Annotated in this window: 13 protein-coding genes; 9 read left to right on the forward strand and 4 right to left on the reverse strand. The window is 31.3% G+C overall.

Annotated elements, in window-relative coordinates:
- Positions 1 to 3: 3 nt before the first annotated feature.
- The 4 genes from BUB70_RS00950 (at position 4) to BUB70_RS00965 (ending at position 5,549) form a co-directional block, all read left to right on the forward strand.
- Entirely contained in the window at positions 4 to 1,059 is a 1,056-nt protein-coding gene (locus tag BUB70_RS00950; protein ID WP_073117813.1) for an endonuclease/exonuclease/phosphatase family protein, read from the forward strand.
- A gap of 49 nt (positions 1,060 to 1,108) precedes the next feature.
- Positions 1,109 to 1,780: a tRNA (adenosine(37)-N6)-threonylcarbamoyltransferase complex dimerization subunit type 1 TsaB gene (gene tsaB / locus BUB70_RS00955; protein WP_073117814.1), complete on the forward strand. Its 672-nt coding sequence runs from the start codon at positions 1,109 to 1,111 to the stop codon at positions 1,778 to 1,780.
- 110 nt (positions 1,781 to 1,890) lie between these two features.
- Entirely contained in the window at positions 1,891 to 4,140 is a 2,250-nt protein-coding gene (locus BUB70_RS00960) for an inorganic phosphate transporter (protein WP_073117815.1), read from the forward strand.
- A 191-nt stretch (positions 4,141 to 4,331) separates the two neighbouring features.
- Positions 4,332 to 5,549: a porin gene (locus BUB70_RS00965; protein WP_073117816.1), complete on the forward strand. Its 1,218-nt coding sequence runs from the start codon at positions 4,332 to 4,334 to the stop codon at positions 5,547 to 5,549.
- 72 nt (positions 5,550 to 5,621) lie between these two features.
- Here the strand turns inward: BUB70_RS00965 and BUB70_RS00970 are convergent, their stop codons facing one another.
- Entirely contained in the window at positions 5,622 to 6,809 is a 1,188-nt protein-coding gene (locus tag BUB70_RS00970; protein WP_188351935.1) for a pyridoxal phosphate-dependent aminotransferase, read from the reverse strand.
- 26 nt (positions 6,810 to 6,835) lie between these two features.
- Positions 6,836 to 7,927, reverse strand: coding sequence for a fatty acid desaturase family protein (locus BUB70_RS00975; RefSeq protein ID WP_073117817.1), 1,092 nt, complete (start codon positions 7,925 to 7,927; stop codon positions 6,836 to 6,838).
- Positions 7,928 to 8,091: 164 nt separating this feature from the next.
- On the opposite strand from BUB70_RS00975, the gene rsmG reads away from it, so the two are divergent.
- Positions 8,092 to 8,736 (forward strand): 16S rRNA (guanine(527)-N(7))-methyltransferase RsmG, encoded by a 645-nt coding sequence (gene rsmG, locus BUB70_RS00980; RefSeq protein ID WP_073117818.1) that lies wholly within the window; start codon positions 8,092 to 8,094, stop codon positions 8,734 to 8,736.
- Positions 8,736 to 9,428 (forward strand): outer membrane beta-barrel protein, encoded by a 693-nt coding sequence (locus BUB70_RS00985; protein ID WP_073117819.1) that lies wholly within the window; start codon positions 8,736 to 8,738, stop codon positions 9,426 to 9,428. Before rsmG ends, BUB70_RS00985 begins: the two co-directional genes overlap by 1 nt.
- Here BUB70_RS00985 and BUB70_RS00990 read toward each other — a convergent pair.
- Together BUB70_RS00990 and rpoN are read right to left on the reverse strand one after the other, a co-directional pair.
- Entirely contained in the window at positions 9,423 to 10,022 is a 600-nt protein-coding gene (locus BUB70_RS00990) for a hypothetical protein (protein ID WP_073117820.1), read from the reverse strand. The two genes, BUB70_RS00985 and BUB70_RS00990, sit on opposite strands and share 6 nt — an antisense overlap.
- Positions 10,023 to 10,025: 3 nt before the next feature.
- A complete protein-coding gene (rpoN, locus tag BUB70_RS00995) occupies positions 10,026 to 11,480 on the reverse strand; it encodes an RNA polymerase factor sigma-54 (RefSeq protein ID WP_073117821.1) in 1,455 nt (484 codons plus the stop codon).
- A 195-nt stretch (positions 11,481 to 11,675) separates the two neighbouring features.
- Between rpoN and BUB70_RS01000 the strand changes: the two genes are divergently transcribed.
- From BUB70_RS01000 to BUB70_RS01010, 3 genes are all read left to right on the forward strand, one after another.
- Positions 11,676 to 13,202: a bifunctional GNAT family N-acetyltransferase/carbon-nitrogen hydrolase family protein gene (locus tag BUB70_RS01000; protein ID WP_073117822.1), complete on the forward strand. Its 1,527-nt coding sequence runs from the start codon at positions 11,676 to 11,678 to the stop codon at positions 13,200 to 13,202.
- Between the two features lie 55 nt (positions 13,203 to 13,257).
- A complete protein-coding gene (locus BUB70_RS01005) occupies positions 13,258 to 13,632 on the forward strand; it encodes a DoxX family protein (RefSeq protein ID WP_073117823.1) in 375 nt (124 codons plus the stop codon).
- A 257-nt stretch (positions 13,633 to 13,889) separates the two neighbouring features.
- Positions 13,890 to 14,720: a bile acid:sodium symporter family protein gene (locus tag BUB70_RS01010; protein WP_073117824.1), complete on the forward strand. Its 831-nt coding sequence runs from the start codon at positions 13,890 to 13,892 to the stop codon at positions 14,718 to 14,720.
- Positions 14,721 to 14,735 lie beyond the last annotated feature (15 nt).

The following is a 14,735-nucleotide window of genomic DNA, read 5'->3' on the forward strand; positions in this document are numbered from 1 at the left end:
AACATGCTACTGAAAATCAATCAAATAACACTCATTATTTTATTACTCTCTTGTAATATTTTAAACGCTCAGAAATCCTACATTGTTCAAACCGTTGCTTTTTACAACCTGGAAAACCTATTTGATACCATTAACAATCCTGAAAAAATGGATGAGTTGAGCCCTATGATGGAAATAAAATCTAATCGTAAAGAAATTTACCTAGACAAACTTTCAAAACTTGCTCATGTGCTTTGCGACATTGGTAAAGAACAAAATAAACTACCTCCTACCATTATTGGCATTGCAGAAGTTGAAAACAAAAAAGTTTTAGAAGATTTAATTGCCACCTCACCTTTAAGTGATTACCCATATGGGATTATTCATTATGATTCTCCCGACCAAAGAGGGATTGATACCGCTTTACTTTACAACAAAGATATTTTTAAACCTATTTACAGTGAGGCCATTCCGGCCAACCTTTATAACGACAACGTTAAAATTCACACTCGAGATATTCTTTTAGTATCAGGATTTTTAATGAATGAAAAAATTCACGTGCTTGTAAATCACTGGCCTTCGAGACGAGGAGGAGTCAAAAAAAGCAGTATTTTACGAGAACGTGTCGCTCAAAAAAATTTAGATATTATTGCAAAAATCAGAAAAGAAGAGCCTAACGCTAAAATTATTGGTATGGGAGATTTTAACGACAATCCCAACGATAAAAGCTTTAAAAAAGTGTTAAACACCAAAGCATCAAAAAACAAATTAAAACCAGAAGATTTATACAATCCGTTTGAGAAAATGTTTAAAGAAGGGTTTAACACCTTGACTTATAAAAGCGATTTATTTTTGTTTGATCAGATATTTTTTAGTGATAATTTCATCACTTTAAACAAAGATTATCAACAATTTAAATTCTACAAAGCAGGCATCTTTAACCCTAGTTATATGACATTACAAAAAGGACAGTACAAAGGAAGTCCAAAAAGAAGTTTTTCAGGAAGTATTTATTTAGGTGGATATAGCGATCATTATCCTGTTTATTGCTATCTTTTAAAAGAAAACAAATCAAATTAACATTTAACTTTTAAGAATAGAAAGTATATTTGTTTCCTAAATTAGTAATATGGCATTGATCCTTAATATAGAAACCTCTACCAAAAACTGCTCAGTTGGTTTGGCTAAAGATGGTATATCTATTTATTTAAAAGAAGAAAACAAAGGTGATTATTCACATGCAGAAAAACTACATATTTTTATTGAAGAAGTATTAAAATCTCAAAACCTAAAGGCAAAAGATTTAGATGCAATTGCAGTAGGTAAAGGTCCAGGATCTTATACCGGATTAAGAATTGGTGTTTCTACTGCCAAAGGTTTGGCTTATGCTATTAACAAACCTTTAATAGCTATTGATACTTTAAAAGCTTTGGCTAAAACAATTCAAATTGAAAAAGGTATAATTGTTCCTATGATAGATGCAAGAAGATTAGAAGTTTACAGTGCTATTTTTAACCACAACTACGAATATACTAGAAGCCCGCAAGCAGAAATTATTGATGAGAGCTCTTATCAATCTTTATTGGTAGCGCATCCTGTTTATTTTTTAGGAGATGGTGCTTCTAAGTGTAAAGACATTATTAAACATAAAAATGCTATTTTTATTGAAGACAAATTTCCATCAGCAAATGAAATGGCTTTTTTAGCCGAAGAGAAATACCAAAACAAAAAATTTGAGGACACCGCCTATTTTGAACCTTTTTATTTAAAAGATTTTATGGTAACACCTCAAAAAAAATAAATTTTTAAATCTTTGATTCACCTTCTAAGTAGGGTGATTTCATAACATTTAATTAACATTCAAACTTGCTTTTTTTTTAGTAATTTTGAGCCCTAATTTAAATTTTCCCCATGGAAGACGTGTATTTTTTAATGATCATTGCACTGGCTGTATTAGCCACAATTGATTTGGTTGTGGGTGTTAGTAATGATGCCGTAAACTTTTTAAATTCAGCAATTGGTTCTAAAGCTATTACCCCAAAAAAAATAATGATTATTGCTAGTATAGGAGTTCTTATGGGAGCTGTTACCTCTAGCGGTATGATGGAAGTGGCTAGAAAAGGAATTTTTGTTCCTGGTCAATTTTATTTTGATGAAATCATGTACATTTTTATGGCTGTAATGATTACAGACATTCTATTACTTGACATCTTTAATACCTTGGGAATGCCTACTTCTACTACAGTCTCTATTGTATTTGAGTTGTTAGGAGCTGCAGTTGCGATGGCTTTAATTAAAATATCTGGAGATGACTCAAAAAACATCGCTGATATTTGGCAATACATCAATCATGAAAAAGCCTTGCTTATTATTTTTGGAATTTTGCTCTCTGTGGCTATTTCTTTTACTGTTGGAGCTTTGGTTCAGTTCTTATCTAGAATTGTATACTCTTTTAATTTAAACGATAAAAAACCATATATCAACGCTATCTTTGGAGGTTTGGCAATTACTGCCATTACTTACTTTATTTTTGTAAAAGGAATGAAAGGAACTCCATTTTACTCAAATGCAAAACACTTGATTGAAGGACAAACTTTTAACATTCTTGTTGTAGGGTTTTTAATTTGGACTGTAATTTCTCAATTATTAATAAGCCTATTTAAAATTGACATCTTAAAAGTTATTATTGGGATTGGAACCTTTTCTTTAGCTATGGCTTTCTCTGGAAATGACTTGGTAAACTTTGTTGGTGTACCAATTGCCGCTTGGAACTCATTCCAAGCATGGTCTGTTTCTGGTGTAGCAGCAAATGAATTCTCTATGGGAATTTTAGCTGAAAAAGTACCTTCTAATCCATATTTATTAATGTTGGCTGGTGCAGTAATGGTAGTTACTTTATGGTTTTCTAAAAAAGCTAAAACCGTTATTGAAACAGGAGTTAACTTGTCTAGACAAGGTGATGGTCATGAAAAATTTGAACCAAACCCAGCCTCTAGAGGAATTGTTAGATTGGGAATGTTAATTAACTCTGGATTAAATTTCTTTATTCCTCAAAAAACCAGAAAATATATAGACTCAAGATTTGAAAGACCTTCTATCGTAATTTCAAAGAATAAAAGTTATGAAGTTCCAGCTTTTGATATGGTAAGAGCTTCTATTAACTTAGTTGTTGCGGGTATTTTAATTTCTGTGGGTACTTCTTTAAAACTACCACTATCTACTACATATGTTACTTTTATGGTAGCTATGGGTACTTCTTTGGCAGATAGAGCTTGGGGTAGAGAAAGTGCAGTTTACAGAATAGCAGGAGTTTTAAGTGTTATTGGAGGATGGTTTTTAACAGCTTTGGTTGCCTTTACTTTTTCCGCAATTGTAGCATTCTTAATTTACTTGGGAGGACCTTTAATGGTTGCTATTTTACTTTTAACCGTTTTGTTCTTAATTGGTAGAAACTACTTAAAACATTCTCAAAAAGAAAAAGAAAAAGAAGCTAAAAAAGCCATCAAAAAAGAGACTATTGATACAATTAATGGAGTAATTAACGAAAGTTCTGATCACATTATTCAAGTATTGGGTAGAGTACAAAAACTATACTCTAATGTAGTAAATAACTTAGCCGATCAAAATTTAGACAAGCTGAAGAAAAATGACAAACACGTTAACAAGTTAAATCAAGAAATTGATGAGTTACGTAACGATGTTTTCTATTTTATTAAATCATTAGAAAAAAGTTCTGTAGAAGCTAGTAAGTTTTATATTTCTGTATTAGGATATTTAGAAGACATTTCTCAATCTATTAGTTATATCTCTAAAATTAGTTATAAGCACGTAAACAACAATCACAAACCTTTAAACAAAGAACAAGTAAGTGATTTAAAAGCTATCATGAAAGGATTGGATGCTGTTTTAACAGATATTTCAGTTGTTCTAAAAGAACAAAACTTTAAAGAGCTTTCTACTATTTTAGAAAAGAAACAAGCTTTATTAGAAAATGTTTCTGACTCTTTAGGAAAACAGATTGATAGAATTAGAACAGTAGAAACAAGTCCAAAAAACACCACTTTACACTTTGGTATTATTATGGAATCTAAAGATTTAATTATGGCATTGATTAATTTATCTGAATTAATTAATGAAATACAATCTAACGTGAAAAGATAATTAATCACATTTTCATTTATAAAAAAAGCCGTCTTCACTTTGTGAAGACGGCTTTTTTTATGACCTATTTGCATCAATCATACTACAGGAATAGATATCAATCAATATCTAAGATAAAACAGACACAAATACACTAACATTAAATTAACATAAAATTAACGTACATTTGCAGCTTTAATTATTTTAACAAAATGAACAAAGCTAAATTAAGACTTGTATTACTTATTCTAACTTTATCAATTACAAATCTAAATGCCCAAAAATTAAAACTTGACTCCTTTGGAAAAGGAATTTTTAATTCAGTTGCTAAAGACAGTACTTGGAGCATGAAATTTGGGTTAAGAATGCAATACCTAACCACAATTGGTTTAGATGCTGACGAAAATAGCCATTTTGACTTTGATCCTAATAATTTAAAAACAGATACTAAGGTTAGAAGATATCGTTTAAAATTTGATGGATTTGTACTTTCCCCTAAACTTAAGTACAAAATTGAGTTAGGCATGTCTAACAATGACACAGGCTCTGCAAACGAATACACCAAATTAGGACCTAAGTTAATTTTAGATGCGGTTTTAAAATGGAACTTTTACAAAAACTTAGAATTGTGGGCTGGTCAAACCAAATTACCTGGAAACCGTGAACGTGTTATTTCATCGGCAAACATGCAATTGGTAGACCGATCTTTATTAAACAAAGAATTTACTTTGGACAGAGATATGGGATTCCAATTAAGAAACCATCATACCATTGGTAAACAATTTTTAATTAGAGAAGTATTTGCCATTACTCAAGGAGAAGGACGAAACATTACTACAGGAAATGTAGGCGGACAACAATACACTTCTAGAGTTGAAGTCTTACCCTTTGGAGCATTTACAAGTAAAGGAGATTATTCTGGAGGAGACTTAAAAAGGGAACCTACACAAAAACTATCTATTGGTGCTACCTATAACCACAACGATAGAGCGTCAAGACAAAGGGGTAGTCAAGGAAGCATTATAGAAATTATTATAGATAATGACAAACCCGAAGATGATGTATTTGCTACAACAGATGTAAACACAAGCTTTGTAGACTTTATGTACAAATACAAAGGCTATTCAGCCATGGGAGAATTTGCTTACAGAAATGCAGATGATACTAAATTAGGAAGCAAACCTGTTAAAGTAGGAAAAGGATATAATTTAGCCACAGGTTATTTATTTAAGAACAACTATGAAATTGCTGCGAGATACACTCAAATAGACTATAAAGGAGTAGCAAACACTACTGAGCAATACACCGTTGGAGTTTCTAAATACATTGTTGGACATGCTTTAAAAATACAAACAGATTTAAGTTACACCACAGTTGATTATGCTTCTAAAGGACTACAATACAGAATTCAATTTGAAGTTCATTTTTAATAAACCAAAACATCATAAAAAAACCGCTTTTAAACAAAAGCGGTTTTTTTATTTGATATTAAATGTAATCTATTATGACAATACAGCTTTAATTCTTGCTACCGCTTCTCTTAATTGATCTTCAGATGCTGCATAAGAAATACGAATACAAGTAGGGGCTCCAAAATCTTCACCAGATACTGTTGCAACATTTCCTTCCTCTAACAACAACATTGAAAAATCTGCTGCTGAGTTGATTGCATGTCCTTTAATTGTTTTTCCTATAAAAGCAGATACATCAGGGAAAATATAAAAAGCTCCTTTAGGAACATTTAATTTAAATCCTTCAATTTCTCCTAACAACTCTAACATCATGTCTCTTCTTTTTTCAAACTCAACAACCATGTATTGAATTTTAGAAACAGGTTCTGTTAAAGCGGTAATCGCTGCTCTTTGAGCGATACAGTTAGTTCCAGAAGTAATTTGTCCTTGCATTTTAGTACAAGCCTTTGCAATCCACTCAGGAGCTCCAATATATCCAATTCTCCATCCTGTCATTGCAAAAGCTTTTGCCAATCCGTTTACAGTAATAGTTCTATCGTACATAGATGGAATACAAGCAATACTAAAGTTTGGAGTACCATAGTTAATGTGCTCATAAATTTCATCCGAAACAATGTAAATATCTGGATATTTCTCTAATACTGCAGCCAATGCTCTATAATCTTCCTCTGTGTAAACTGTTCCACTTGGATTGTTTGGAGAGTTAAAGAATATCAATTTGGTTTTAGGAGAAATTGCTTCTTCTAATTGTGCTGGTGTAATTTTAAAATCATTTTCAATGGTAGATGGAATTTCTTTAAAAGTTGCCCCACCTAAAATTCCCAATGCAGAATACGATACCCAATATGGTGCAGGTAATAAAACCTCATCTCCTGGATTTAACAAAACCTGAGTAATGTTAGCCAAAGATTGTTTTGCTCCAGTAGATACAACAATTTGACTTGGTTTGTAGTCTAAATTATTATCTCTTTTAAATTTTAAAGAAATTGCTTCTTTTAAATCAGCATAACCATCAACTGGACTATAAGAATTATAGTTATCGTTAATCGCTTGGATTGCTGCATCTTTAATATAATCTGGCGTATTAAAATCTGGCTCTCCTAAGCTTAAGCTAATGATGTCTTTTCCAGCTGATTTTAATTCTCTTGCCTTTGCAGCCATTGCTAATGTAGCAGATGCTGGTAAACTCGTAATTCTGTCTGATAAAACTTGTTTCATTGTAAAATTTACTTATTATATATTCTTTATCCCATTTGGGGTTGTTTTCCTAAAATAATTAATTGATTGATATGAGCCTTTAAAGCCTCTTTTACCGTTTCATATTCATGATATGGTAATTCAAATTCTTTAGCGGTTTTCTTTACAATTTTAGAAATGTCTTTATAATGAACATGCGATATTGTTGGAAATATATGATGTTCTATTTGATAGTTTAATCCACCTAAAAAGAAAGATACTACTTTGTTTTTCGTTGCAAAATTTGCTGTTTCTTGTAATTGGTGAGCTGCCCAGCTTCTCTTTTCACTTTCTAATTCTTCTGGAGAAATCACTTCTACAGCATCGGTTATATGTGCTAATTGAAATACCACACTTAACACCAAACCAGCTACATAATGCATCACCATAAAACCAATTAACCATTGATACCAAACAACATCAATTACCAATAAAGGCAAAGCCAACCAAAATAAATAATAGACTATTTTGGTCATAATTAACAAGGTCCATTCTTTGGCTGCATTCAACTCCCCTTCCGCACTTAATTTATGTTTGATGTATTTTGGAGTTTGTCTAAAATCTACCACCAAAGCCCATTGTATGGTTAACAAACCATATAAAAAGAAGGCATAAAATCTTTGATACTTATGAAAACGCTTCCATGGTTCGTGTTTAGATAATCTAATCACTCCTTGAATATCAATATCCTCATCAATTCCTTCAACATTTGTATAGGTATGATGTAATAAATTGTGTTGTACTTTCCAGTTATATACATTTCCTGCTAAAATATAAATGCTGTTTCCCATCAATTGGTTTACCCACCATTTGCTAGAAAAAGATCCGTGATTGCTATCATGCATCACATTCATTCCTACTCCTGCCATTCCTAATCCCATAACTACACACATTAATATGCGATATATATTAGCCATTGGAAAAAACATCAAGGCTATGTAAGGAACAAACAATAAAGAAAACATTAATACTGCTTTTAAATAAAGCACCCAATTCCCTGTACGTTTAAGGTTGTTATCCTTAAAGTATTTGTTAACTCTTTGATTAAGAGTTTTAAAAAATTGATTATTGCTTTCTCTCGAAAAACTTACTTGTAACATTTATAATATAATTCAGTCTACAAAAGTAACTAAATTTTATTCACTTTATTTCAATTAAGCACTAAGAAATTTAAGATTTACACATTTTCTTCATAAATGTAAAGAACATTTAACTAACTGTTTACTATTTATTTTCAGTGGAAATCAATTACTTTTGCACTACCATGATAACAGTAGACATAATTTTAAAATACTTTCCGGATTTAACGGAAACACAGATAGCCCAATTTACTCAATTAGAAAGCCTTTATAAGGAGTGGAATGCTCAAATAAATGTAGTCTCTAGAAAAGATATTGATGAGCTATACATTAGACACGTATTACATTCTTTAGGAATTGCTAAAGTTCAACCTTTTAAACCCGGTGCTAAAATTTTAGACGTTGGTACAGGAGGTGGATTCCCTGGAATTCCATTGGCTATTTTATTTCCCGAAACAGAATTTTTATTGGTAGATTCTATTGGTAAAAAAATTAAAGTAGTTAACGGAGTGGCTCAAGGAATTGGTCTGACTAATTTAACAGCCAAGCACATGAGAGCAGAAGAAGTTAAAGGTGAATTTGACTTTGTAGTTTCTAGAGCAGTTACTGCCATGCCTGATTTTGTTAAGTGGGTAAAAAATAAATGTGCTAAAAAAAACAATCACAAGCTTAAAAACGGAATTCTATACTTAAAAGGAGGAGATTTAACCGAAGAACTAAAAGACTTTGCTAGTTGTACGTTGTATGATTTACCTACTTTTTTTGAAGAAGATTTTTTTGAAACAAAAAAAGTGGTTCACTTACCTTTAAAGTTTAAACCCGTTAAATAATGAATTTAAAAGGCTTTATTTTAATGTTTATCATTTCATGTTCTCTTTTTGCTCAGCAAGAAGAAGATGACACTGAAGTTTATGTTGATGATCATTATCTTGAAGACCAATTTTATTTAGGCGTTCAGTATAATTTTCTTACAGGAACAAAAAACGGAATTAAAAATACTGGAGTTCCTTTTAGTATTGAAGCTGGATTTATCAAAGATATTCCCCTTAACAAACAAAGAAACAAAGCCATAGGAGTAGGTGCTGGTTATAATTTTGATGTACTTAGACCCAATATTGCCATCACTAAAAATGGAAATGATTTGATTTTTAATATTGATGACAATTATAACAGATATGATTATACTTCTCACAACTTAGAATTCCCATTAGAATATAGATGGAGAACTTCTACTGCCACCAATAATAGTTTTTGGAGAATTTATTCTGGAGTATCGTTTATTTACAACATACAAAACAGTGCCAGTTTTGATGATAATAATGGAAATACCACAAGTTTTAACAACCTTACTCAGTTAAATAAAACCAACTTTACCTTATACACTTCCATTGGTTTTGGTACATGGAATTTTCATGTAAAATACTACCTAAACTCACCTTTTAAGGATAGTTTAAGAACTGGAAATGGAGAGAAATTATACTTTAACCAATTAAAAATTGGGGTCATGTTTTATATTTTATAAAACAAAATTCAATAAAATAGGCAAAATTAAACCAAGACTGGTACCTATGATAATTTCTTTAAAATTATGAGCTTGTAATTTTAATCTGGCAGTAGCTAACAATCCTGTCATCACAAACAATAATGCAATCACAATTACTGGGTAATAATAGGCTGATCCATAAATAATAGTAAAACCTAACAGCCCCGCCATTCCTAACATATGAAGGCTAATTTTTATTCTTTTATATAAAAACAATATGGCTACTAACAAACCTATAGAAGTTGCATAAGCCAATATCGTCAATTCTCTTAATTGCCAAATACGACCTAACATTTGAGCTAAAAACAGGTAATTAACAATCATTAAAGCTACTGGTAATTTTCTTTCGTGGGCAGTAGTCACCTGAATACTTTTTATTTGTCCCATAAATTTTAGCAAAAAAATAGTTAGTAAAGGCACTAAAAAAGTAGCTCCTGCTACAATAAAAAAGATCAAATATATTTGCATTTTGGAAATAGGCAAAGGCAATACATTTAAATAAACCCAAGATCCAAACATTGGTAAAAATATGGGATGAAAAATAACTGAAATTGCCTTGTAAAATTTTTCCATATTTTATATTTCCTTTCTCAATCTCGCAACAGGAATATCCAATTGTTCTCTATATTTTGCTACGGTTCTACGAGCTATTAGATATCCTTTTGTTTTTAAATGAGCTGATAATTTATCGTCTGTTAATGGTTTCTTTTTATCCTCATCTTCTATTACCGTTTTTAAAATACTCTTAATTTCTCTGGTTGAAATATCTTCTCCTTGATCGTTTTTCATAGATTCTGAGAAAAATTCTTTCACCAACTTGGTTCCATAAGGTGTTGAGCAATATTTACTATTGGCAACCCTAGAAACTGTAGAAATATCCATGTCTATTTTCTCAGCAACATCTTTTAAAATCATGGGTTTTAATTTGCTTTCATCTCCTGTAAGCAAATACTCCTTTTGCATATCCATAATAGTACTCATGGTTACCATTAAAGTTTGCTGACGTTGTTTAATGGCATCGATAAACCACTTGGCAGAATCTAACTTTTGCTTAATAAACTGTACCGCATCTTTTTGAGACTTGGTTTTCACCTTAGCTTCTTGATAACCCTTTAACATGTTGTTATACTCTCTTGACACATGTAATTCTGGAGCATTTCTAGAATTCAATAACAATTCTAACTCACCATCAACAATTTTAATGGTAAAATCTGGCACTACTTGTTCAGCAATTTTAGAATTCCCTACAACGGCACCTCCAGGTTTAGGATTTAATTTTTCAACTTCTTTAATTGCTAATTTTAATTCCTCTTCGGTAATATCAAACTTGGTTAGTAACTTATCGTAATGTTTTTTCACAAAAGCATCAAAAGCAGTTTCTAACATTTTAATGGCTAACTCTACAGATCGAGTGGGTGCTTTGGCTTCTAATTGAATAACTAAACATTCCTTTAAATCTCTAGCTCCTACTCCTGTTGGTTCTAATTTCTGAACCACATCATATAAAACATCATCTACTTTATTTTCGTCTACAAAAATGTTTTGGGTAAATGCTAAGTCATCTACAATATCAATAGTATCTCTTCTTAAATATCCGTTATCATTTATACTTCCTACCAAAAACTCAGCAATGGCATATTCTTCATCATCTAAACTAAAAGTATTTAATTGATTGATTAATGATTGATGAAAACTTAAACCACCTTCATAAGGCACCTCTCTATCTTCATCATCTGCAGAATAATTATTTGCTTGTAATTTGTAACTAGGAATATCATCATCACTTAAATACTCATCAATGTTAATGTCATCTGCTGCAATAGATTCATTTCCTTCATCTGCATAATCATCATAATTTTCCTCGTAAGTTTCTTCTTGTTCTTTCCCAGATTCTAAAGCAGGATTCTCCTCTATCTCTTGTTTTAGTCTCTGCTCAAAAGCCTGTGTTGGCAATTGAATCATCTTCATCAACTGAATTTGTTGTGGAGATAACTTTTGAGATAATTTTAAATTTAAGCTTTGTTTTAACATAATTTTCTAGTCAGTTGAATGGACTGTTAAACTAAGATAGTAAAGTATTTCTTAGAAACAAGCGAATGCCTTATCAAATTTAATACCAAACTTTTAAAATGTATTTTTTTAACATAGTTTAAGAGATTAAAAACATTGCCAACCTATTGTTAAATCCTTATATTTAACTCAATCAACAAAGAAACAAACATCTTTATGAATATTGAAGAAATTGAGAATATTGAATTAAAATACTTAGATATTGAAGACTATCAAGACCTAAAAGAAACCATGATTGAAGCTTACAAAGCTTTAGATGATTCTTATTGGGAAAAATATCAAATACAATCTTTGATAGATAAATTTAAAGAAGGCCAAATAGTAATTAAAGTAAACGGACAATTGGCAGGTTGTGCATTGTCTATTATTGTTGACTACGATAAGTTTTCTGACAATCATACTTACGAAGAAGTCACAGCAAATTACACTTTTAATTCTCACTCAGACCAAGGAGACATGCTTTATGGAATTGATGTTTTTATCAAACCTGAGTTTAGAGGTCTTAGACTAGGAAGACGTTTGTATGATTACCGCAAAGAATTATGTGAAAACTTAAATTTAAAAGGAATTGTGTTTGGAGGTAGAATTCCGAATTATCACAAATACTCCCACAGAATTAAGCCCAAAACATATATTGAAAAAGTTAAACGTAAGGAAATTAACGATCCTGTGTTGAACTTTCAAATTTCTAATGATTTTCACCCTACCAAAATTTTAACCGGCTATTTAGAAGGAGATACTGCTTCTAATGATTTTGCTGTTTTGTTACGTTGGGATAATATTTATTATCAAAAACCAACTAAAATTGCAGCGCAAACTAAAGAAATAGTCCGTTTAGGGTTGGTTCAATGGCAAATGAGACCTTATAAAGACTTAGAAGACTTGTTACAGCAAGTAGAATTTTTTGTAGATGCTGTTTCTGGCTATAGATCAGACTTTGCTTTGTTTCCAGAATTTTTTAATGCTCCTTTAATGGCAGAAAACAATCATTTACCGGTTTCTGAAGCTATTAGAGAATTAGCCAAACACACACAAGATATTGTTCAAAAATTTTCTGAGCTATCTATCTCTTATAACATCAATATTATTGCAGGTAGTATGCCCGAAATGAAAGGAAACAAACTTTACAATGTTGGTTATTTGTGTAGACGTGATGGCTCTATAGAACGTTATGAAAAAATTCATGTAACACCAGACGAAGAAAAAATTTGGGGAATGCAAGGAGGATCAGAAATAAAAACTTTTGATACCGATTGTGGTAAAGTAGGAATTTTAATTTGCTACGATTCTGAATTCCCTGAGTTAAGTAGACTTTTAGCTGATGATGGAATGGACATTTTATTTGTTCCTTTCTTAACCGATACCCAAAACGGATACTCAAGGGTTAGAAATTGTGCACAAGCCAGAGCCATAGAAAATGAATGTTATGTAGCCATTGCGGGAAGTGTAGGAAATTTACCAAAAGTAGAAAACATGGATATTCAATATGCACAATCAATGGTATTTACACCTTGTGATTTCGCCTTTCCAACCAACGGAATTAAAGCCGAAGCTACTCCAAACACCGAGATGATTTTAATTGCTGATGTAGATTTAAGCTTATTAAAAGAATTGAATCAACACGGAAGCGTTAGAAACCTAAAAGACAGAAGAACAGATATATACCAGTTAATAAAAAAATAAGAAACTTCATTTAATTTGATTAATTTTAGATTGCTAAATCAAAAAAAACTTTAAAATGAAAAACAAAATTCTTTTTGTACTGTGCCTATTATTTGGTTTGATGTTTATAAACGCTGGTCTAAACAAATTCTTTAATTACATGCCCATGCCAGAGGAAATGCCTCAGGAATTATTAGATGCCATGACTGCTATGATGAGTTTAAAATGGCTAATGCCACTAATTGCTGTGGTAGAAATAATAGGAGGGGCTTTGTTTATTTTTAACAAAACAAGAGCTTTGGGTGCCATTATTATTTTACCTGTAATGGTGGGAATTGTGCTTTTTCATTTAACTACAGATCACGAAATAATTCTACCAGCTGTTTTTAGTGCTATTTTAATTTGGGCGATGTTTGAAAACAAAGAAAAATACATGCCATTACTTAAATAAATACACATTTTTAAAGTATTTATTTTTTATAAAACACCAAACCTCTCAAACAAAATTGTTTGAGAGGCTTCCTATTTTATTCACAAAAAAAAACGCTCTAACACTAAAAAAACAATTCTAATTTTTGAATTTTAGTTCTAATCAAAAACTACTACATTTGTCATCCATTAATAGTACTTTAAAGTTACTGAGCAACTTCATTAATCATGACGGACCTTTTATTATAAGTCTTTTTACCCTCTTCTTTAGCCATTATTATGTTAGGAATGGGGATGTCATTAACAATTCGTGATTTTACTAGGGTTTTTAGACAACCCAAAGCCATCATTATTGGACTTATAAATCAGATAATTATTTTACCTCTGGTTGCTTTTATTTTAGCTATCCTCTTTCATCTTAACACCACTATGGCTGTAGGTCTTATTATTCTAGCCTCATGTCCAGGAGGACCTACCAGTAATATTATTGCGCAAGTATGTAATGGAAACTTAGCTTTATCAGTTACTTTAACCGCTGTTGGTAGTTTTACTAGTGTTGTATCTACTCAAGTAATCACCTCTCTTGCATTAACTTATTTTCATACGCATACAGAAACTGTTATAGAACTTCCTGTTTTAGACACCATGATGCAAGTGATGATGATCACTATCCTACCAATTTGTATAGGAATGATGATTCATGCTTATAAAGAAGACTTTACACTGCGCATGATAAAACCGATGAAAATAGTCTCTACCATTATTTTCCTTTTAATTTTTATTGGAATTGTGGTCACTAATTTTAGCACCATAGGTCAAGCTTTAGAAAAAGTTGGAATTGTAACACTTATTTTAAACCTTAGTATTATTGGTTCTGGTTTTTTATTAGCTAAAATATTTAAGCTCGGAATTAAAAATGCTATTTCTATCGGTGTAGATGGAGGAGTTCAAAATGCAACCCTTGGAATTGTTGTAGCTACCTCTATTTTAAACAACATAGAAATGGCTGTTCCTACAGCTGCATATACCATTTGGATGTACACTACAGGTGGTTTTTTAATGTGGTACTTCGGAAAAAAAAATAAAAAAAACTCAGCAACCACAAATTAATTACTATACTGAAAA

Origin of the sequence: Wenyingzhuangia marina (assembly GCF_900130035.1) — a bacterium.
GTDB classification, from domain to species: Bacteria; Bacteroidota; Bacteroidia; order Flavobacteriales; family Flavobacteriaceae; genus Wenyingzhuangia; species Wenyingzhuangia marina.